A 19,554-nucleotide genomic window follows, 5' to 3' on the forward strand; every position below is an offset into this window, starting at 1 on the left:
CGCGTCTACCCGGTGGTCTTCGTGGACGCCATCAACGTGAAAATCCGCGACGGCCAGGTCGCCAACCGGCCTATCTACGTGGCGATGGCCGTCACAGTCGAGGGCACCCGCGACATCCTCGGGATCTGGACGGGCGATGGCGGTGAGGGCGCCAAGCACTGGCTCAGCGTGTTCACCGAGCTCCGCAACCGCGGCGTCGAGGACGTCCTCATGCTCGTCTGTGACGGCCTCAAGGGCCTGCCCGACGCAGTGGAGACCGTCTGGCCCCGAACTGTGGCGCAAACCTGCATAGTTCACTTGATTCGGAACAGCATCCGCTACGTGGCCTGGCAAGACTGGAACAAGGTCGCCAAGGACCTCAAGCCCGTCTATACCGCGCCGAGTGAGGCCGCGGCGACCGAGCGATTCCTGGAGTTCTCCGAGAAATGGGGCAGCAAGTATCCGGCCGTGATCAAGCTGTGGTCCGACGCCTGGGCCGAGATGGTGCCCTTCCTCTCCTTTGATGTGGAGATCCGCAAGGTCATCTGCAGCACCAACGCGATCGAGAGCGTGAACGCACGCATCCGCAAGGCCGTCCGCGCCCGCGGCCACTTCCTCTCGGAGAACGCCGCGTTGAAGTGCGTCTACATGGCACTGATGAGCCTGGACCCGACAGGCAAGGGCCAACGCCGCTGGACCATGCCTGGAAAGCACCCTTGAACGCCTTCCAGATCGCCTTCGAAGACCGCCTCACCCCCACCACCAACAACTGACACCTCAACAACCAAGATCAGCCGTTGATTGGACAGACCCCCCTTGCCCGTGAGGAAGGCAGCGTTCTTGCCGTCGAGTTGGCCCAGGGACACGCTCTCGAAGCAGGTGCCCTTGGGAGCCAGGTCCGAGTCGTAGGAGAGGGCGGCTCGGGTGCGGGGTTCGTGTTCGTCCTGTTGCTGGTGCTGCTGCTTGTGCACGGTGGTGCCGTAGGGAGCGAAGGTGAGGGCGGGCTGAGAGATGGCGGCCAGCAGCGCAGGGGCCGCGCGGCCCCCGCCCCGCGTCAGCCGCTCAGGCCCGCGTCCCGGGCGTGGAGCGCTGCCTGCACTCTGTTCCCGACCTCCAACGCGGCCAGGATGCGGCTGACATGAGCCTTCACCGTGCTCTCCCGCATTCCGAGCCCGGCAGCGATCTCGGCGTTGGACGCGCCCTCGGCGAGCAGCACCAGCACATCCGTCTCCCGGGGCGTGAGCCGGTCGAGGCGTGACCGAGCCGCGGAGCCCCTGCGGCTCGTCGTCTGCCGGCAGTGCTCGACGACGTGGCGGGCAGCAGCAGGGTGGAGCATGGCCCGGCCGTCGGCGACCACCTTCACGGCCCGCACGATCTCCGACGGGTCGGAATCCTTGAGCAGGAAGCCGACGGCTCCGGCCGCCAGCGCGTCGTACACGTACCGATCCACGTCGAAGGTGGTGAGCACCACGACCTTGGGGGGATCGGGCAGGGCCAGCAGCCGCGACGTGGCCTCGATCCCGTCCATCCGCGGCATGCGCACGTCCATCAGGACGACATCCAGGCGCCGTTCGGCAGCAAGCCGCACCGCTTCCGCACCATCGGCGGCCTGAGCCACGACGGAGATGCCCGGGGTGTCCTCCAGGATGTCGGCGAGTGCGAGCCGGACCAGGTGGTCGTCGTCGACGATCATCGTGCGGATCATGCGGCCCCCTCGGCTCGACAATCGTGATCGGACAGCGGAATGGCAGCCGTGACACCCCAGCCGCCCGAGCCGGTGGGCCCGTACTCCAGACGGCCGTTGAGGGCCGCGACCCGCTCGGTGAGGCCCACCAGGCCATAGCCGCCTCCGGCCGCGGCGGCCTCGGTGCGCTCCCCGGCCGGGTTCCGGACCCGCACCGTCGACTCCGGCGGCCCGTACCGGACTTCGAGCCGCACCGGCGCTCCCGAGGCGTGCTTGCGGGCGTTGGTCAGCGCCTCTTGTGCCAGGCGGTGGATGGCGAGGCGGTGGCTGGTCGGCACGGCCTCGGCGTCCCCCTCTATCGTCGCCTCGACCTGCTGCCCCGCCGCCCGCGCCTCGTCGACGAGTGTGGAGAGCGCCTGCAGGCCCGGCACCCGGGAACCCGGCTTCGCTGTCGGTTCCTGGCCGCGCAGCGCCCCCAGCACGTCCCGCAAGTCCCCGAGCGCGTCCGTGGAGGCGGTGCGCAGCAGGTCGACGCGGTCGGCCACCGGGCCGGGGAGCCCGGCGGACTTACGCTGCAGTGCGCCGGTGTGCAGAGCGATGACCGTCAGTCGGTGTGCAAGAACGTCGTGCATTTCGGAGGCGATTCGCGCGCGCTCCTCCAGGCGCGCCTGTCCGGCCCGCAACTCACGCTCCACCCTGAGGTGGTGCACCTGGTCGGCGAGCGAGACCACCAGCCTGCGTCGACTCCCGGCCCACAGGCCCATGACCAGCGCGAGCAGGAGTATCAACAGCGGGCCGTAGGAGCGGGTGGCCCACAGGCTCTGCTGCGGATGCGCGAACGCGCTGCCGGCCATCGACAGGACCACGCACAGCATCCCGAAGGCAGGCTTGCCGCGCGCGGCAAGGTGAAAGAGCACGACGAGCAGCGGCGAGATCGAGCCCGTCAGAACCGCTCCGGCGATCGCACACGCCGCGGCCGCCCTCGGCCAGCGGTGCCGCAGCAAAGGTGAGAGCGCCAGTATCAGTGCCACCCCCACTCGGGGGCTGAGGAGTGTGCCGCCCGCGCCGATGTACGACTCCTGCACCGTCACCGCCGCGACGGCACCGATGAGTAACGCCTCGGCCCACCACGGCCACGGCCGGTTCGTCAGCTTCTCCACAGGGCCATCGTAGGAAGAGCAACCGTTCGCGTACTCCCCCCAGTTGGCGATCCGCACCCCCTACTTTCGTACGGGGAGCCCGTCGCAGAACGGCCGATGGACCGGGCCCACCGGCTCCCTAGCGTCGCGGTCATGAACAGGACCCAGCACGCCACCGCCAGGACGACAGCCCTCTCCGTCACCACCGGACGGCCCTTCTTACGCAGGTCGGTCGGTGGCCCGGTCTTCCTCCGCGAGGCCCTGCGCACCATGCGCGAGACCGGTGCGCTCGCCCCCAGTGGCAGCCGTCTCGCGAACGGCCTCGCCGCACCACTTCCTGCCGCCGGAGAGCGACACGGCCCCGTACGCGTACTGGAAGTCGGAGCCGGGACCGGCACGGTCACCCGCACCCTCGCCGAGCGCCTCGGCGCGGGCGACCGGCTGGAAGCCGTCGAGATCAACCACCGTTTCGTACGCATGCTCCACGATGCACTGCGCTTGGACCCTGCGCTGTCCGCCGCGGCCAAGTGCATCCGGATCATCCCGGAATCCATCACCGAACTTCCGCTGGAGGAGCGCACCTACGACGTGATCGTCTCCTGCCTCCCCTTCACCAACTTCGAGCCCGATCTGGTGCGTTCCCTGTTGGACCGGTACCTGACCGCACTGGTACCCGGTGGCCACCCCACCTACTTCGGTTACCTCGGCACACTCGCCTCACGCAACCTTGTCGGCAGCCGCGCCGAGGCTGCCCGGCACCGCGCGGTCGCCGCAGTACTCGCGGAGTTCTCCGCCCGGTACGGCAACGGCGGCGGCCGCCGTGTCGTCTGGCGCAACCTCCCGCCCGCCCGCGTGTCGCACCTGCGTGCGCCCGTACGCTGCTCGCTGCTCGCAGACGCGGACACCGGCACCCCTGAGACCGGACAATGATCCTTCCCACAGAGCTGCTTACGGGGATCCCCCCGACGGCCTCCTACGCGACGATCACCGGGCTGATCGTGCTGGAGTCGATCCTGCCGCTCAGCCCCTTCGTCCCCACGCTCGGCCTGCTGCTGGTCGCGGGCGGCCTCGCACAGTCGGGCGCGCTGAACCTGCCCGCGATCATCGCCTGCGCGGCAGCCGGCGCTGTACTGGGAGATCTACAGGCCCAGCAGACCGGTTACCGCCTCGGTGACGGGCTGCGTGGAAGTCGCCTCGGCCGCCGGATCCCGACCTCCCTCTGGGAGCGAGCGTCTGCGGCCACCCGCCGGTGGGGCAGATCGGCTGTGCTCGTCTGTCGCTTCGTGCCCCTGCTGCGCACGGTCGCCCCACACGCGGCGGGGGCGGCCGGCGTCAGCTACCGGCGTCTTGCGCCCTTCAGTCTGGCAGCGGGCTTGGCGTGGGCGTCCATGGAGTCGGGGGTGGGATACGCAGTCGCGGCAGGGTGGTCCTGGGTCTGGTGAACCGTGGGGAAGCCCGCCGCGCAGTCCACACCTGCCTGCCCATCACCCCTGGTCATCGTCGTGTAGCTCTCCAGTGCTTCCCCTTTTCGGTCGCAGCGGTGGAGCGCAGTCATCGGCTGAAGCCAACGGCGCTCCTGGTAGGGGTACTTGGCGGTGAGTGAGCGAAGCTCGCCGACGATCTCGGAGTGCCGGCCCAGGGCCAGGCACACGTCGTGGTAGCGCCCGCTCTCCTTGAACCAACTCTCCAGAAGCCTGGGCACCACATCGCGCTGGCGCACGTCGGACCGGATGTCGGCAATCGGCATCCCGCTCCACAGGGACAGCGCATCGGCCAATAATCGAGCCTCCGACGCCAAGTCGCCGTTCTCCCCCGCCATACGGGCGCGACGAACGAGCTCGTCGAAGCGCAGCAGGTCAAGCCGCTGCGGGGGACTTCTATGGTGTACCCACCCGCTTCGGTACGGATGCGCCGGCCCAGCCCGGCGTCAGCTGTTCCGGCCGCGCCGCTGTCCAGGGTGCGGCGCAGGGCGCAGGTCCGTCCTCTGGCTACGCAACCTGCCCGTCACCCTGTGATGTGTCGAGCGGGCCGGCGTAGGTGATGAGCTTGCGGTCGACCACGAAGGAGAGGCTCTCGTAGAGGCCGAGTGCGCCCGTGGGGTTGGCGGTGTCCACCACCAACTCCGCACGGTCGTAACCCTGCCGGCGAGCGGCCTGCAGCGTGTGTGCCAGCAGGGCGCGGGCCGCGCCCTTCCCCCGGTGAGCAGGCCGGGTACCGAGGTGACCCACGGTGCAGGCCCGGCGTCCGGTGGCCGCGGTATCGGCCGTGTACTCATCGGCGAGGAGGTACGCGGCTACCCGGTCGTCGGCGTCGAGGAGCACGGCGGACACGTCCGCCCGAAACGACCGGGCCCCCGTACCCCAGGTACGCCAGTCCGCCTCATCGGCCTCGGCGAAGTCCCAGTGGTCGCGGAACGCCTCGTTGTGCGCGAGGCGGACGGCCCCGTCCAACTCCCAGGCAAAAGGCGCCAGTCGCAGGCCCTCCGGCGCAACAGCGGCTTCCCCCACCGGTGCGGTGCGCAGGTCACGCGACATGGTGAACCAGTACCGGCACGGAGCGAACCCCATCCGCCCGGCCAGCGCCGCAAGGCTGGCGTTGCCCGCAGCCCCGCCGAGCAGCAGCTCACCGGGCACCTCGGCGCCACGCTCCGCGTGCATCGCCTGCGCCCGCATCCTCATCCAGCCGACGATCTCCGTGCCCAGACCCCGGCGCCGCCACGCGGGATCGACGGCCCCGCTGGTCTCGAAACGCAATACCCCTCGTACCGGCTCCGGCTCGTACACCATGGCGTACGCCACCAACTGTGGGCCCTGCCATACACCCATCGTGTTGTGGGCCAGGTCGAGCTTGGGGTCGGCGAATTCGTCACGGATGTCGGTCGCGTCGTAGTGCACGCCTGTGGGGTCGGCACGCTCGACCTCGTCCCGCAGGCTCACGAGGGCAGGAATCTCCGCCACTCCGAGCGGTCGAAATATCGCATTCATCCTCGTAAGGGTACAGAGCACTCCTCCGCCTCTGGCTACCCAGCCCGCCAGCCCGTGATCCGAACTCAGAACAGCCCCTGAGTATTGCGGAGGCATTGAGCAGTGGGCGACGAACGTCCGCAGGACCGGGCCGCAGGCAAGCGGCGCCTACCTCGCCCCAGCCGCTCCGTGTCGCCTTGCCCGCCCCGCAGACACTGAAGCAGCCGGACAGCTCCGCCCCGGCCGAGACGGTGTCCGTCGCGATCAACGGCGCGAGCTGCGAGATCGACCTCCTCCCCGAAGACGCGGCACGGGTCCGCGGAGGACTCACCCACCCTCTCGGCGCCGCCACCATCGCCGAGCCTCAAGAACCCACGCTCCCCCTGTGAGCCACCGCATTCAATCAACAAGGCCCCGGCGACAATGGCGAATTCCAGGGACCCTTCCATCACGACGGTGCCCCACCCTTGCACGCAAGGGCGGGGCACGGTCGGGGGCCGAGTGGGGTTACGCCATCACACTGCGTCTCACGATGGGATCTCGACTTGGGCCAGTCGTTCTCACCGTCGCCGCATCGCCAACGGCATCCGCGTTTCTGGGGAAGCCCTCAACCATCGTGCGATCCCACTCAACGTGTCGGAACAGACGGCGACCTCGACCACCACAGCGATCAGGTCGTGCGCCGACGGTCTGTGGTGATGAGAGTGTGCAGCAGCGCCTGGGCCGTGGGCAGCCGGTTCGCCGCCTGCTGCCAGACCAGGGACCGGGGGCCGTCAAGTACCTCGGAGGAAATCTCCTGTCCGCGGACAGCGGGCAGGCAGTGCATGGCCATTGCCTCGCGAGGAGCATGGGAGAGCAAGGCATCATCGACCCGGTAGGCGGCGAGATCCTTGGCCCGTCGGGCGCGTTCATCGTGCCGATCCATGGGCACCCACACCTCGGCATAGACGGCCTGTGCGGCACTGACGGCCTCGACCGGGTCGGTGGTCAGCGACACCGACCCGCCGCTCTGCACCATCAGTTCACGTGCCTCGCCAAGGATGTCCTCGTCCGTCTCGTACCCGCGCGGGGCGGCAATGACGAAGTGCATGCCGGAGGCCGCACACGCCGCGAGGAACGAGTTGCACGTGTTGCTCGTGCCGTCCCCGACGAAGGCGACAGTCAGGCCGGCCAGGGCGCCGAAGTGCTCCCGCAGCGCGAGGAGGTCGGCCAGGGACTGGCAGGGGTGGTGGGTGTTGGACAAGGCGTTGACGACCGGCACCGTCGCGGCGTCGGCAAACTCCTCCACCGTGGCGTGGTCGAAGGTGCGCACCGTGATGGCGTCGAGATAGGACGACAGGACACGGGCGGTGTCACCAGCGGTTTCGCCGTGGCCGAGTTGCAGGTCCTCGCGATTGAGCACCAGGGCGGTCATGCCGAGGCGGTGGGCAGCGGTGGCGAGGGACGCGCGAGTCCGTGTGGACGGCTTCTCGAAGACGCACCCGATAGCGCCCCCTCGCAGATCGCGCTCCCATCCCAGCGGCTCCTGCTTCATGCCCTCCGCCAGGTCCAGCAGCTCCGTCAGGGTCTGCGGGTCCACATCGCTCACCCGCAACAGATCATCGGGGACCTTGCCGGCCACGGTCGGCCGCTCTGCCCCAGACATGGATGTCGGCTCGGTCATCCTGGTTCTCCGGCTCCGTCGACGCGCCTTGGCCTTTCGCCGTCAGTGTGTTCGGCGGCCGCAGGCGGCGCACGCCGGCAGGGCCCGACGGGCGAACTGCTGTGGTGCGGCCCCTACCGCGGCCGGAACATGTAGCCGAGGAGATCGACAAGATCTCGGCGCAAGGGTGCTGGCAGATACGGCATGCGCCCCAACCAGCCTGCCTGAACGGGACCGGGCGACGAAGGAGGCCGGCATGACCAGCGGCGAGCGGGTCCCGACTCTGGGGGTGGAGGAGGAGTACTTCCTGATCGACCCCGAGAGCCGCGATGTGGCACCCGCCGGCTCCCGGGTCCTGCGGCGAGCGGCCACGGTCCTGCCCAGCCGGATCTCCGGCGAGTTGACCGAGTACCAGATCGAGGCCAAGACACCACCGTGCACAGGCATGGACGACCTGCGCTCCCACCTCGCCGGGATGCGCAGCGTCCTGACCCAGGCAGCCGCCGAAGAAGGGCTGTGCCTCGCCGCATCCGGAACCCCGGTCCGGGGAGCAGCCGGCCCGGTACCCCTCCGCGACGAGCCCGCTTACCGCCGTGGACTCACCGCCTACAAGGCCCTCAACGAGACGCACACCCACTGCGCCCTCCACACCCACGTCCACGTTCCCGACCTGGAAGACGCCGTCCTCGTCTGCAACCACCTGCGACCCTGGCTACCGACCCTGATCGCCATGTCGGCGAACTCACCGTTCCAGGACGGGCGCGACACCGGCTACGCCAGCTGGCGCACCGCCAGCGGAGGCCAGTGGCCGGTCGCCGGCCCCCCGCCCTACTTCACCTCCGCTGACCACTACAAACAACTGTGCACGACGCTGGGGGACGCAGGCGCTGCCGTGGGCGACCACACGTTGTTGTGGGATGTACGACCCTCGGCGCACCTTCCCACCGTGGAGATCCGCACCATGGACGTCATCGCCAGCATCGAGGAAACCGTCGTGCTCGCCGCCCTGGTCCGCGCCACGGTGGTCCAGTCCCTGGAACAAGTACGACGCGGGGACCCAGGCCCCCCTGTGTGCCCTGCCCTGCTGCGCGCGGCGTACTGGCGCTCCGCACGCGACGGCTGCCGTGGCCACGCCCTCGACGCACGCACCGGCAAACTCGCGCCCGCGACCCAACTGGTGCGGGATCTCGTCGACTTCGCCCGCCCGGCGCTGGAGGAGTCCGGCGAACTCGCGGCCGTGACCGCGGCAACGGACCAGCTCGCCGACTGGGGCGGCGCCCAGCGGCAACGAGCCGCGTTCGCACACCGAGGCAGTTCCCGGGACGTCGTCGACCACCTGGTCCAGCACACGACGTCCACCACGCCCACCCTGCGTGAGGACTGACGGAGCTACGCCGTTGTCCGCCGCGCACAAGGATGTCGGCGCGGTCCACTGACACGAGCGGTTCGGTTTCCGGGCGGTGGTCCACCATCAGCGTCGAGCCGTCGGCAACACCAGCACCGAACCAGTTCTCACTCTCTTCGAGGACGGGCTCAACACCACGTGAATCCAGATGCCTTGCGCCACGTCACGGAATATCCGGGCCGGGCGCTGTGAGGCGCCTCGATGCCCTACCGGCCCACGACGCTGGCTCAGTGGAGGGTGAGGTGCTGCCCGGGGAGGATCCGGTCGGGGTCGGCGCCGATGGCGTGGGTGTTGGCGCGGAAGAGGTGGGACCAAGTGGTGCCGTGGGCGGCCGCGATGGCGCTGAGGGTGTCGCCGGGGCGGACGAGGTAGTCGTCGGGGCGCATGGCACGGGGTGCCTGGCCCGGAGCCGGATCGGGGGTGGTCTGCTGCGGGCAGAGGTGGTTGGCGGCGGCCGCGGGGCGTACCGGCAAGGGGGTCAGGGGCGTGCAGACGGGAGTGGCGGCGCCGATGAGTTGGACCAGACCCACGCCGCCGGTGGGAGGAAGGAGCTTGGACCAGTTGTTGGCCAGCCAGACATTGCCCGAGGGGTCGACCTGTACCGCGGTCAGGTGCTGGATCGCCTTGTGGCGGAAGCCGGGAGTGGGCGACGGCACGGTGCCGGTGGTGGCGCCGGGTGGGCAGACCGCGGTGTTTTCCCCGCACAGCAGGGACACCGAGCGTTGCCGAAGCCGGCGACCCATATTCGGCCGGACCCGTCGACGGCGATCGACCGGGGGAAGACGGTCTTCGGCAGTTGGTGGACGCCCGCGACACTCCCGTCGGGACGCAGTTCGGTGACGGTGCTGACAAGCCATCGTCAACGCAGAGCCACGGTCTCGATGATCTGCTGGCCACACCGACGGCGTCCGGGATTGAGCTTCCCCAGGATGCGGAAGAAGCGGACTGTTCGGGGCCACACCGATGAACGCCCTGATCAATTCACGATGTTGGGCCCCGCAGTGCTGCTACTCCGCATCCACGCGTACGACGACAGATGAATGAGAGCGCGGGCGTACCCCTTCTCCGGGTAAGAGGCGTGGAGTTGACGCAGATGAGAGATCGAGCGTGCCACGAGGATCTCGCCTCTGAGGATCTCGCTGCTGACGGTCGACGCGAACGCCGAATCTGGGTGTGCTGGTCAGCGGAACTGCGGGTGCCAGATATCGCAGGGGCGGCCGTCGTCACCGGTGACGGTGATGTCGGGCCATCGATCGAAGGCGGAGCACGGGTGGGAGATACCCAGATCGGCTTCGTCACCCGGCTGCAGGCCGTACGCCTCGGCGAGGACGAGGTGGTGGTCGTAGATCCGGGTCGCGGTGGCTGCGACGGTCGGACGGGTCCTGCCCTGCGGGTCGCGAGCGCCGATGAGCACCGGCAGACCAGCGTCATGGGGCAGTTCGCGTTTGCCGGCGCCGATGACGGCCAGTCCCGGCTCCGGTGTGGACAGCACCATCGCCCGGACGCTCAACGCCGGGCGCAACCCCGGTATGGGGGAGACCTCTTGGTAGGTGCCGTGGTCGTGGGCGACGTAGCAGCCTGAGCGCAGCAGCGGCAGGACCGATCGGTTCCCCAACTGCTCCCTGAGTTGCGCGAGAACGTGCACGGCCCGGTCGGGAAAGGCGGAACCGCCCAGGCTCACAACGGGTCTTTCGGTCTGGAAAAGCGGCATCAGGTGGCAGAAGACCGCTGTCACCCTGCGGCAGTAGTCATCGATCTCGCCGAGGGCCTCTTCATCACGGGTATTGGGTCCGACGCCCTCGTATCCGGCGACACCCGCCAGATGCAGGCCGGACGATGCCCGGAGGGCAGAACCGAGGGCATGCGCCGCATGCGGCTCCCGCACTCCGGTGCGCCCACTGTCCATGCCGACGTCGATCAGGACACGCAAGGCGTTGGTCGTGCCCTCCATTGCGCGTCGCGCGCGTTCCACCCCGACTTCGGAATCGACGAAGCAGTAGAGCTCAAGTCCCTCGAATCGCTCCAGCCATCGGCGCATGAGAGCAAGGTCTGCGTCGTGGAGCACCTGGTTGGCGATGACCACACGCCGCAGCCCCCACGCCAGGGCAACTCCTGCCTGTTGCACGGTGGCCACCGTCACGCCCCACGCGCCCGCCTCCATCTGCCTCTCGACGATGGGGCGCGTCATGGTCGTCTTGATGTGCGGGCTCAGCTCCACGCCCTGGTCGCGGCACCACGCTGCCATGATCTCGATATTGCGCTCCAGCGCGCGCAGGTCGAGTCGGAGCTCGGGTATTCCGCTCGTACGGGCCTCGCCCGCCAGCGTGCTGCAGTCCATCAGCCCTCCAGGGAATGTGGCGGTGACATGTCCGTGCCCGGTCCGCTCGTACGTGAGCGCGGCACCCGGCGTCCCGCAAAAAGGCTCCATGCTGTATATGCGTCGGACCGTACACTATCCACGTCACCCAATTCCAACTATCCTGGACGGGAAATCGTCTTTACTGGACAGATGCGGAGGGCCCGTGGCAGCGGAGCAACATCCATCCACCCCGGCAGAACCAGCACGCAACGACGGCATCGGCCGGCACCTGCGCGCAGAACGCCTGGAACGAGGGCTCACCCTGGAGAAACTCGCCGAACAGACAGGACTGTCCCGCAGCTACCTCAGCAACGTGGAACGGGACATCAACAGCCCTACCGTCAACACACTGCGCACCATCGTCGAAGCCCTTGACACGACCCTCAGCAGGCTGTTCCTTACTGCCGACCGCGGACACCGCGTCCTCACACGCCCTGCCGAGCGCGTAGAACTCACCCGCTCAGGCGTCCCCGGAGTCACCTACACCCTCCTGAACCCCGAACACGACGGCGCACTGGAGATGATGCTCCTCGAAGTGGCCCCCGGCGCATCCTCAGGCCCCAGTCCCCACACCCACACAGGAGAGGAAACCGGTCTCCTCCTCAGCGGAGAACTCCACTACTGGGTCGACGGCACCCACTACCACCTGCGCCCCGGAGACTGCGTCAGCTTCAACTCCACCCTCCCCCACCGCTACCACAACCCCGGCACCGTCCCAGCCACCTGCATCTGGACCGAAACACCCCCCAGCCTGCACTGACGAACCCCGCATCAGCCCGCCCCGCGCAATGCCACCGAGGCGCACCACCACACGTACGCCGCCGTCCCGAGCCGCCGGGCCTACGTCGCCAAGCCACCCGCCGCTGCCTCTCGTACAGCTGCGGCAACAACACCAGGAATCTGCAACGGAGTTGGCCCCCCCGGACCGCCATACCCCGCGCGTTCGGGATGCCTCGCCGACGGGCACGGACGTGCCCCTGGCGCATGCGGCGCGCAGTGTTCGGTCCGCAGCGACCCAGGCCGCGTCGCGGTGCTGTTTTGATGCGTGTTCAGCGGCCAGGACATAGGCGCGGGCCAGTACAGCGGCCGCCCGGTGACGGCTCTGGCCGACGGCGGCGTCCCTGGTCGCCTCGGCGGTGACCAGAAGGCCGGGCAGAGACCGGCCGAGGTCGCTGTATCGGGCGGCGGTGAAAGCTCGCCGTGCCGCGACGGTCCGGGCGACCAGCTCCGGAAGGGCGGCTGGGCAGCGGGCTCTGGAACAGCGGAACCGCTCAACCACTGCAGCGGAAGGCACAAAGCACAAGCAATGAGCGGCGCTACGTTCGGATCCAGGCGCATCTTGTTCGCCTCGATCCGGGAAATCGCCGACGCGGGATATCCGACCCTCCGACCCAACTGGGTTTGCGTGATGCGACGAGCATTGCGAGCGCCGCGGATGAGGGCGCCTAAAGCCGGTAGATCATGGTCCGGCTGGCGTGAGCGTACTGCCGCGGTTTTCGTACTCGCGACGGGCCTTGCGCCGTGCTGGGACTGCGGGAACGCCGTGGCCGGAGTCCCTGCCGCTCACTCAATCAGCGGCACTCCAGATGGACCTGGCCACGACACAGGTGATGGTGAGTACATGACCTCTCTGAAGAAGACGCGAATCTTCGCCATCAGTGCCGCCCTGAGCATTGCGCTCGCAACAGGGTCCATAACGGCCGCATCAGCCTCGGCCGCACCGCACACCATCGCCAAAGCCAAAGCCACGGTTGCCAAGACAACCCTCCACGGCCACGACGACGACGGAGACTGCAAAGGGCTCCTCGTTCTCCTCTGCGCGTGACGGAACTGGTCGTCGTACGGCAAGTCAGCGAGAGCTGGCATAGCTTCTGAGGCGACGAACCCGTCATCACCCCACCCGCCGCGACGGCTCCCGGCCCCTCTCCGAGCTCGGTGACCGGCCACAACCCCTTCGACGAGAGCTCGGCCGGGGCCGCCGCACCAGCGTGCTGGCTCACGCCTCGGCCCGCTCCGGGTCGCGCAGCGGCCTGAGCCCGCCGGGCATCTCAGGCAGCAAAAACGAGTACCGGCCGAGCACGTTCGCGTGGTGCCGGACGAACGGCGAGATACCGCCGTCCCCGCCGTGCACTGCCAGCTCCTCGACCGCTGCCAGCCGCTCGACGGCGGCCACGGCGTTCCCGCAGTCCCAGCACACAGCGCAAGGCCCGTCGCGAGTACGAAAACCGCGGCAGCACGCTCACGCCAGCCGGACCATGACCACCGGCTTCGCGTTAACCGCTGTACCGATGTTCCCCGAGGCCGACCTCGTACTCAGTGTCGGCGGTGCCGTGGTCGTAGCGACCCCCGTCCCGGCGCGGGCCCAGCTGCACGGCGAGCGACCACCTATGAAACGGCGGTTCGTACTGCCTTCTGGAAGCCCCGGTCCCTCGCCGCGCCTGCCGGCCTCGTCGCGGCCGGCGGAGCCGGATCCGGTTCTCAGGCGTGGGCCAACCGCAGGTCGAGCGCGGCGCCGACGTCGGGGCAGTTCCTGCGCACGGCGTCGAGGAAGGCGCCCAGCGCCGGGGAACGGTCCCAGTCGGCGAACGACAGGACCAGGTCGGGTAGCGCCGTGCGCGGGGTCACCCCGCAGAACCGGACGCCCGGGCGTGGGACCGACAGCATGCGGGAGGGTCCGAGGCCCACGCCGAGCCCGCAGGCGGCCAGGCCGATGATCGTGTGCACGTCCCTGGCGGCGGTCGCGCCGTCCAGCGCGGCACTGTCCTCGCCCAATAGGGTGCGCAGCCCGGCAGCGACCAAGGGCTCGTCTTCCCCGGCGGCCACGACCAGCGGCTGCTGCCTCAACTGGTCCACGCTCACCGACGCTTGGCCGGCGTAAGGGTGCGTGCTGCTGACGACGGCGATCAGGTGATCGTGCCCGATCGGGACGGACACCAGGTGTTCGGCTCCGGCGCCGCGTGGTGGTCCGAGGGTGACGGCCACGTCCAGGTCTCCGGCGATGAGAGCGGCGGTGCTGCGGCCGGATGCCATCTCGTACAGCTCCAGACGCACGTCGGGCCGCTCGCGGCCGAACCGGCCCAGGACGTCCGGCAGCGGGTCGAGCAGCGCGGAGGCGACGAACCCCAGGCGCAACCGGCCTGTCTCGCCGCGCGCCGCCCGGCCTGCGTCGACCGTGGCCGCCGTCATCTCCTCCATCGCCCGCCGGGCCCGGGTGAGGAACGCCTCGCCGGCGGCGGTCGGGATCACACCCTGGCGCGTGCGGTCGAACAGCCGGGCCCCGGTCTCGCGCTCCAGGTCGGCGATCTGCTTGGACAGCGGGGGCTGCGCGATGCCCAGCGCGCGGGCCGCCCGGCCGAAGTGTCGGTGCTCGGCGAGGGCGAGCGCGTACCTCAGATGCCGCGCCTCCATGACCCGCTCCTTCCATATCCCAAAAGTATTGCCACTGAGCGTGCCATATCTTCCACTGGATGGCGCAGTCGTCGCCGACTGGGATGGGAGCCATGACGCTCTCCCCGAACACCGACCGGAGCAACACCGTCTTCGTTCTCGTCCACGGCGCCTGGCACGGCTCGTGGCAGTGGGCGGCGACACAGCGCGCTCTCGCCGGTCTCGGTGCCGCGAGCGTGGCCGTCGACCTACCCGGGCACGGCTTCGGCGCCCCCCTGCCCAGCGGATACCTGCTGCCCGGCCGGCCCGGTCTGCTGACCGAGAGGTCGCAGCTCGCCGACGTGACGATGGACGACTGCGCCGAAGCCGTCCTGGGCACGCTGCGCCGGGTCCGCCGCTACGGCCGTGTCGTGCTCGTCGCCCACAGCGCCGGCGGCGGCCCCGCGTCGCTGGCCGCAGAGCGCGCGCCCGAGCTGGTCGATCGCCTCGTGTACCTCTCCGCCTTCGTCCCCGCCGGTCGCCCCCGGTTCTTCGACTACCTCGGAGCCCCCGAGAACGCCACCGCACGGGGCCAGGGCCTCAACCTCGGCGATCCCCAGGCACTGGGCGCCGTACGGATCGACCCGCTCTCGCCGGACCCCGCCTACGTCGAGGAGCTGCGGCAGACCCACTACCACGACACGCCCACCGACCGCTTCGACCGCTGGCGCTCCGCGCTCAGCCCCGACCTGCCGCTGGCCGTCCCGGCGACCCCGGTCACGCTCACCGCGGCGCGGTGGGGTCGTATCCCGCGCACCTTCCTGCGCTGCGCGCAGGACCGGGCGCTGCCGACGGCCGCACAGGACCTGATGATCGCGGAGGCCGACCGGGCCATGCCGGGCGAGCCGTTCACCGTCCGCAGCCTGCCGGGCAGCCACAGCCCGTTCGCCGCCCGGCCGCGAGAACTCGCCGAGGCCCTGGTCCGGTGAACGGCGGTCGGACCCTGCTGCCGGTGGTGCTCAGCCGAACGCCGCGCCCCGGCCGCCAGCACCGGCCGCTCATCCTCACTCACCGTGACGCGACGAGCCGTTGACGCGCTCAGTTGGCCGTCTGTGGGCATCGATAACTGGCCGTACCTGGGGAATCGCCAGGTACTGATCCACTTCTTGTGATCGGGTGACGGAAGGTGACAATGTTCAGTCCGCGAGGAGGATCGGAGCTCGCGCCCGGGCCTCCTGCCGCCCGCCGGGACACGCCTCGGCAGACCGTAGCCCGCTGTGCTGCTGGTGCCATCCGCCGTGCATCAGACGTTCATTGAGCGGTGGACAATCGCCAGGGTGTCGGTGCTGCCGAAAATCTGGCCGGCTCCGAGGTGTTGGTCGACGTTGTCGTCGCCCGAAGTATGGTCACCAACTTGCCCAAACAGCGCGGACTCAGCCGGGCGAACGGCGATACCAGGACAGTTCCGATGCCGCGATCACTCCAGCCACGCCGCGATCATCTGCTCCCGGCCCAGCTGGGCCTGAACGTGCGTCAGATCTCCGGGATGATGGCCGGGCCGAAGCCCAAAGCGGCGATTCCCCCGCGCACGGAGCTGGCGAACTGCTGGATCTCCGCCACGAGAACGTCCCAGGCAACGGGTGAAGACCAGAAATCCGGGGTGTAGTTGGAGCCAACCCGCCAGCCCTCGCTTGAGCGCACAAGGCGGATCAACCCCTCCTCCGCCTGCATCGAGTCGAGCTCGAAGTCCTCCTGGCCGGCGCCCCGGGACTGGAGCCAGAGCGCCAAATGGTGGGCCAACTCGGCCACGGGGAACGCCTCCTCGGACCACACCATCTGCTCCTCTTCCCAGATGGACAGCTCCGCCTCGATGTCGAGGAGCAGCACCGCCAGCGGAGCTTCCTGCGGGGTGAGACCGCGTCGCGGTAGGTCCGACAGTCCAGAGCCTCGGCAGACAAACCGCACTACTTGGCCTCCAGCAGCTTTGAGGCCCAACTACACGTCCAGCCCCCCAAATAGGGGCAATTTCCCCAAGGCGCGCCAGGCACCCAGCGCAGCCCCCATCAACAGGACGGCGTTTCCGTCGTCGCCCGCATGATGGCCGCGGCGACGCCCGCCAAGGTGCTGAACCAGCAACCTGCCGTACCCATGTGACTGTAAGTCACATGGGCGCTCCGTTGAGTCTTGCCGCTCCAATGAAGGGCGTTGGCCCCGCGCTGCTGAGCTGCAAGATGCGCCGGAGCAGGGGGATCTCTTCGTGGGCGGCTCGAAGGCGTTCCGGGGTGTGGCGCGGCCGATGCTGCGATACAGGTCATCCGGAATTTTTCCTTCATGTCCATAAAACGTTAACTTCGGTGACTCATCACGATCCTGAGGAACTGAACACCTTCATGAGCCCCCACATAGCCGGCCTTCGTCGTCCCTTACCCATCTGGTTGATTCCGTCACTGTGGACTCTTGCCCTCGGCTTGTGGGGGCTGTCCCGGCAGCACAGTGTCTGGCGAGACGAGGCCGCGACCTGGCAGGTGGCCCGGCGGTCCGCCGCCGACATCTGGCACATGCTGGGCCAGGTCGATGTGGTGCACGGGCTCTACTACTTCCTCATGCACGGGCTCTTCGAATGCTTCGGGCCCAGTACCACCACTTTGCGGTTGCCGTCTGTGTTGGCGATGGCGGTGGCGGCGGCCTGTGTGACTGTCGTCGGCCATCGACTGGCCGGGTTCTGGGTGGGCTTGGGGGGAGGGCTGGCGTTCGGACTGCTGCCGGCGGTGCAGTTCTATCTCCAAGAGGGGCGCCCGTACGCGCTGGTCGCTGCCGGAACCGGGATCTCGACACTGTTGTTGGTGACCGCGCTCCAGGGTCGAGGCGGATCGGTGCGCTGGGCGACGTACGCAGGGACGGTGCTGGTATGCGGGCTGCTGAACTGGTTGTCGCTGCTCATCGTGCCCGCGCACGCGGCAACCCTGATGTGGGCGCACGCTCGGCGTGGGGTGTGGGCACGTTGGGCTGCAGCCGCAGCGGCAGCCGTGGTTGGCGCGCTGCCGTTGGTCCTTTTCAGTCGGCACCAGGCCGACCAGGTGTCCTGGATACCGCCGCTGACGTGGCACATGCTGATCGGCCCGGCGATCCTGCTGGCGATCGGCGGTCTTGGAGCCCTGCTGGATCGGTCACGGGCGGGTCGCCTGTCGGTAGCGGCCGTCGGGCTGCCGCTGCTGGCGGTGCCACAGATTGGTCTCATCGGACTCTCCGTGGTCCAGCCGTTGTTCCTCGACCGCTACGTTCTGTTCAGCATGCTCGGGTTGGCGCTGCTGATCGGCGCCGCGCTGGGGGCGACGGTACGGGCGATCGGGCCGCGGTTTCCCAGAGCGTCGCTGTGGGTCGTCCCAGGAGCGATCGCCGTGTCAGTGATGGCTCTTTTGCCCTATTCGCTGGCCGAGCGGTCTCCGACGAGCCGGGTGGACGACGTCCTGTCGGTGGCAGCGCACGTGCAGCGGCTGAAGAAGACCGGGGATGCAGTGTTTTTCATACCGGCAGCCCGGCGCGATTCTGCACTGGTCTCCCCCGACAGCTTCGCCGGCCTGCAGGACATCGCGCTGGTGCGGAGCCCGGTAGCGTCGGGCACGTTGAAGGGCGAGGAGGCCGGACCCGCCGAGATACGGACCGCGATGTTGGCACAACAGCGGATACTGCTGGTCACGGACGCAGCGAAGGTCGCCCGACCGGTTTCGGCGGAGCGCGACAAGGCGAAGACTGCCGTGCTCAAGGAGTACTTCACGCTGGTAGTAGATAAACAGGCCTACGGGCGACGAGTGACGGTGTACGAGCGACGAGAGTCGACTCAATGAGGCTGGCAACGGAACACCGTTGGAACTGGGGCATCCCCAGTGAGCACCGCCGCACTCAGACCGCCTTCGAAGGTCCCTTCACGATGGAGCTGGAGCAGCCGACCTCGCCCACCTCAACTCCACTGGCCTGGCACGGGACTTCGACGTCAAAGGCAGCTCCGGCCTGATGCGAACCACCTTGTGAGCCCCCACTGCGTCGGCCGCCAGACCGGCGCACCCCACCCGGCCCCGACAAGCCACACAATCCCCACGCCCCCAGCACCGACGGTGGCACGGCGGGAGTAGCCGGTGCAAGGCCAAGAGGATCACTTTGTGGGCGGCGCTCGCACTGTGCCTTGGAGTATCCATCGCCGTCCTCATCGGCCTCGCACAAGGCTTCTACGAGATGGACCATCCCCCTGACGGTTGATGTCAGGACAACTCAGCCTCCTGCGTACACCCCTGACCTCAACATTGCACGCGCAGGGACGACCCGTTGTGGCTCTCGCCCGTCTGCCCGAACGCGGAACTGTCGCCGCGGGTGCGAGAGTGATCCGCCCCGCGAGCCTTGAGGCACTGTGCCGGTTGGCTCCACGCGCGGAAGTCCAGCGCGGAAGGCGCAGCCACCCGAGTGCGGCGTCCGTCGCAGAGAGGGCGGAGAGACTGCATCCTGGGGAGTTGTGACGTTCAGTCAGGCCCAGGCGCCATCGGCGGGGGCATTTCTTCTCCCCGCCTCCGGCACTGCGTTCCGGGAGGCGGGGAGAACGCACCGGAGAAAATGCGTGTGCGGCCAGCCTCACCGTAGGTGACGAGCTCGGCAACTTTGAGCGGTGATCTTGTGGACCGTTTGAAGGAGGGCGACCGCCATCCCGGCTCGACGGAGCCCCCGCGTGCGGTGAGGACAGGAGATGCCCGTCATGTGGCCGGTGCGCTGGGGCTACCCCTGCGCGCGGCCTTCGAGCCGTTGGAGCGATATCGGGAATTCTCCACGCCCTGGACAGCCCGATACCTTGCCTACAGCGGGGTCAGCCGCGTGCGGCTGGCGGACATGCGCGACGACTGCCTCCCCCGCGCGCTGCAACTGGAGGGGCCAGTCCAGAACCCAGCGACAAGATGTGACGCCACGTCATGACTTGTGGAGAGCAGCCGGCCGCATGGTCGGTGTCGCAATCGAAGCGCGGAGGTCGTCCGTG

18 protein-coding genes and 2 pseudogenes are annotated in these 19,554 nt (G+C 68.9%); 9 read left to right on the forward strand and 11 right to left on the reverse strand.

Going from position 1 to position 19,554, the window contains the following annotated elements:
* Positions 1-752: pseudogene (locus ACIQU6_RS38565) on the forward strand (IS256 family transposase); the annotation flags it as partial.
* A 281-nt stretch (positions 753-1,033) separates the two neighbouring features.
* On the opposite strand, the gene ACIQU6_RS38570 reads toward ACIQU6_RS38565, so the two are convergent.
* Both ACIQU6_RS38570 and ACIQU6_RS38575 read right to left on the reverse strand, forming a co-directional pair.
* Entirely contained in the window at positions 1,034-1,684 is a 651-nt protein-coding gene (locus tag ACIQU6_RS38570; protein ID WP_403486411.1) for a response regulator, read from the reverse strand.
* Positions 1,681-2,823, reverse strand: a complete 1,143-nt coding sequence (locus tag ACIQU6_RS38575) for a sensor histidine kinase (protein ID WP_403486412.1) — start codon at positions 2,821-2,823, stop codon at positions 1,681-1,683. The genes ACIQU6_RS38570 and ACIQU6_RS38575 overlap by 4 nt, the downstream gene beginning before the upstream one ends.
* Positions 2,824-2,955: 132 nt before the next feature.
* Between ACIQU6_RS38575 and ACIQU6_RS38580 the strand changes: the two genes are divergently transcribed.
* Both ACIQU6_RS38580 and ACIQU6_RS38585 read left to right on the forward strand, forming a co-directional pair.
* The gene (locus tag ACIQU6_RS38580) at positions 2,956-3,732 is read left to right on the forward strand and encodes a class I SAM-dependent methyltransferase (protein WP_403486413.1); all 777 of its coding nucleotides are present in this window, start codon (positions 2,956-2,958) and stop codon (positions 3,730-3,732) included.
* On the forward strand, positions 3,729-4,244 hold the full coding sequence (locus tag ACIQU6_RS38585) for a DedA family protein (RefSeq protein WP_403486414.1): 516 nt from the start codon (positions 3,729-3,731) through the stop codon (positions 4,242-4,244). Before ACIQU6_RS38580 ends, ACIQU6_RS38585 begins: the two co-directional genes overlap by 4 nt.
* On the opposite strand, the gene ACIQU6_RS38590 is transcribed toward ACIQU6_RS38585, so the two are convergent.
* Positions 4,139-4,657 carry an AfsR/SARP family transcriptional regulator gene (locus ACIQU6_RS38590; RefSeq protein WP_403486443.1) on the reverse strand — a complete coding sequence of 173 codons (519 nt, stop codon included), beginning with the start codon at positions 4,655-4,657 and terminating at the stop codon, positions 4,139-4,141. The two genes, ACIQU6_RS38585 and ACIQU6_RS38590, sit on opposite strands and share 106 nt — an antisense overlap.
* A 133-nt stretch (positions 4,658-4,790) precedes the next feature.
* A complete protein-coding gene (locus ACIQU6_RS38595; RefSeq protein WP_403486415.1) occupies positions 4,791-5,786 on the reverse strand; it encodes a GNAT family N-acetyltransferase in 996 nt (331 codons plus the stop codon).
* Between the two features lie 176 nt (positions 5,787-5,962).
* On the opposite strand from ACIQU6_RS38595, the gene ACIQU6_RS38600 reads away from it, so the two are divergent.
* Entirely contained in the window at positions 5,963-6,154 is a 192-nt protein-coding gene (locus ACIQU6_RS38600) for a hypothetical protein (RefSeq protein ID WP_403486416.1), read from the forward strand.
* A 281-nt stretch (positions 6,155-6,435) separates the two neighbouring features.
* Here the strand turns inward: ACIQU6_RS38600 and argF are convergent, their stop codons facing one another.
* On the reverse strand, positions 6,436-7,386 hold the full coding sequence (argF, locus tag ACIQU6_RS38605; RefSeq protein WP_403486417.1) for an ornithine carbamoyltransferase: 951 nt from the start codon (positions 7,384-7,386) through the stop codon (positions 6,436-6,438).
* A gap of 277 nt (positions 7,387-7,663) precedes the next feature.
* Between argF and ACIQU6_RS38610 the strand changes: the two genes are divergently transcribed.
* Positions 7,664-8,791, forward strand: a complete 1,128-nt coding sequence (locus tag ACIQU6_RS38610; protein ID WP_403486418.1) for a glutamate--cysteine ligase — start codon at positions 7,664-7,666, stop codon at positions 8,789-8,791.
* Positions 8,792-9,039: 248 nt separating this feature from the next.
* On the opposite strand, the gene ACIQU6_RS38615 is transcribed toward ACIQU6_RS38610, so the two are convergent.
* Positions 9,040-9,528, reverse strand: coding sequence for a LysM peptidoglycan-binding domain-containing protein (locus tag ACIQU6_RS38615; protein WP_403486419.1), 489 nt, complete (start codon positions 9,526-9,528; stop codon positions 9,040-9,042).
* 464 nt (positions 9,529-9,992) lie between these two features.
* A complete protein-coding gene (locus ACIQU6_RS38620) occupies positions 9,993-11,150 on the reverse strand; it encodes an alanine racemase (protein WP_403486420.1) in 1,158 nt (385 codons plus the stop codon).
* 184 nt (positions 11,151-11,334) lie between these two features.
* Here ACIQU6_RS38620 and ACIQU6_RS38625 point away from each other — a divergent pair, with 184 nt between their 5' ends.
* Positions 11,335-11,931, forward strand: coding sequence for a cupin domain-containing protein (locus ACIQU6_RS38625; protein WP_403486421.1), 597 nt, complete (start codon positions 11,335-11,337; stop codon positions 11,929-11,931).
* An 80-nt stretch (positions 11,932-12,011) separates the two neighbouring features.
* Here the strand turns inward: ACIQU6_RS38625 and ACIQU6_RS38630 are convergent.
* Positions 12,012-12,611: pseudogene (locus ACIQU6_RS38630) on the reverse strand (helix-turn-helix domain-containing protein); the annotation flags it as partial.
* Positions 12,612-12,792: 181 nt separating this feature from the next.
* Here ACIQU6_RS38630 and ACIQU6_RS38635 point away from each other — a divergent pair.
* On the forward strand, positions 12,793-12,996 hold the full coding sequence (locus ACIQU6_RS38635) for a hypothetical protein (protein ID WP_403486422.1): 204 nt from the start codon (positions 12,793-12,795) through the stop codon (positions 12,994-12,996).
* Between the two features lie 171 nt (positions 12,997-13,167).
* Here ACIQU6_RS38635 and ACIQU6_RS38640 read toward each other — a convergent pair whose 3' ends face one another.
* Both ACIQU6_RS38640 and ACIQU6_RS38645 read right to left on the reverse strand, forming a co-directional pair.
* Complete coding sequence (locus ACIQU6_RS38640) at positions 13,168-13,344, reverse strand: hypothetical protein (protein ID WP_403486447.1); 177 nt, start codon at positions 13,342-13,344, stop codon at positions 13,168-13,170.
* Positions 13,345-13,649: 305 nt separating this feature from the next.
* On the reverse strand, positions 13,650-14,579 hold the full coding sequence (locus ACIQU6_RS38645) for a LysR family transcriptional regulator (RefSeq protein ID WP_403486423.1): 930 nt from the start codon (positions 14,577-14,579) through the stop codon (positions 13,650-13,652).
* A gap of 92 nt (positions 14,580-14,671) precedes the next feature.
* On the opposite strand from ACIQU6_RS38645, the gene ACIQU6_RS38650 reads away from it, so the two are divergent.
* Positions 14,672-15,526: an alpha/beta hydrolase gene (locus ACIQU6_RS38650; protein ID WP_403486424.1), complete on the forward strand. Its 855-nt coding sequence runs from the start codon at positions 14,672-14,674 to the stop codon at positions 15,524-15,526.
* A 544-nt stretch (positions 15,527-16,070) separates the two neighbouring features.
* On the opposite strand, the gene ACIQU6_RS38655 is transcribed toward ACIQU6_RS38650, so the two are convergent.
* Positions 16,071-16,424, reverse strand: a complete 354-nt coding sequence (locus ACIQU6_RS38655; RefSeq protein WP_403486425.1) for a hypothetical protein — start codon at positions 16,422-16,424, stop codon at positions 16,071-16,073.
* A 503-nt stretch (positions 16,425-16,927) separates the two neighbouring features.
* On the opposite strand from ACIQU6_RS38655, the gene ACIQU6_RS38660 reads away from it, so the two are divergent.
* Positions 16,928-18,382 carry a hypothetical protein gene (locus tag ACIQU6_RS38660; protein ID WP_403486444.1) on the forward strand — a complete coding sequence of 485 codons (1,455 nt, stop codon included), beginning with the start codon at positions 16,928-16,930 and terminating at the stop codon, positions 18,380-18,382.
* Positions 18,383-19,554: the final 1,172 nt, after the last annotated feature.

The organism is Streptomyces sp. NPDC090442, assembly GCF_044769405.1.
GTDB lineage: Bacteria > Actinomycetota > Actinomycetes > Streptomycetales > Streptomycetaceae > Streptomyces.

What these genes read in the sequence shown, in the direction of transcription:
- ACIQU6_RS38620 (WP_403486420.1), bottom strand. Translation starts at nt 11,150, where the DNA reads ATGGACTGCAGCACGCTGGCGGGCGAGGCCCGTACGAGCGGAATACCC.
- ACIQU6_RS38610 (WP_403486418.1), top strand. Translation starts at nt 7,664, where the DNA reads ATGACCAGCGGCGAGCGGGTCCCGACTCTGGGGGTGGAGGAGGAGTAC.
- ACIQU6_RS38570 (WP_403486411.1), bottom strand. Translation starts at nt 1,684, where the DNA reads ATGATCCGCACGATGATCGTCGACGACGACCACCTGGTCCGGCTCGCA.
- ACIQU6_RS38635 (WP_403486422.1), top strand. Translation starts at nt 12,793, where the DNA reads ATGACCTCTCTGAAGAAGACGCGAATCTTCGCCATCAGTGCCGCCCTG.
- ACIQU6_RS38660 (WP_403486444.1), top strand. Translation starts at nt 16,928, where the DNA reads ATGAGCCCCCACATAGCCGGCCTTCGTCGTCCCTTACCCATCTGGTTG.
- ACIQU6_RS38645 (WP_403486423.1), bottom strand. Translation starts at nt 14,579, where the DNA reads ATGGAGGCGCGGCATCTGAGGTACGCGCTCGCCCTCGCCGAGCACCGA.
- ACIQU6_RS38580 (WP_403486413.1), top strand. Translation starts at nt 2,956, where the DNA reads ATGAACAGGACCCAGCACGCCACCGCCAGGACGACAGCCCTCTCCGTC.
- ACIQU6_RS38595 (WP_403486415.1), bottom strand. Translation starts at nt 5,786, where the DNA reads ATGAATGCGATATTTCGACCGCTCGGAGTGGCGGAGATTCCTGCCCTC.
- ACIQU6_RS38650 (WP_403486424.1), top strand. Translation starts at nt 14,672, where the DNA reads ATGACGCTCTCCCCGAACACCGACCGGAGCAACACCGTCTTCGTTCTC.
- ACIQU6_RS38585 (WP_403486414.1), top strand. Translation starts at nt 3,729, where the DNA reads ATGATCCTTCCCACAGAGCTGCTTACGGGGATCCCCCCGACGGCCTCC.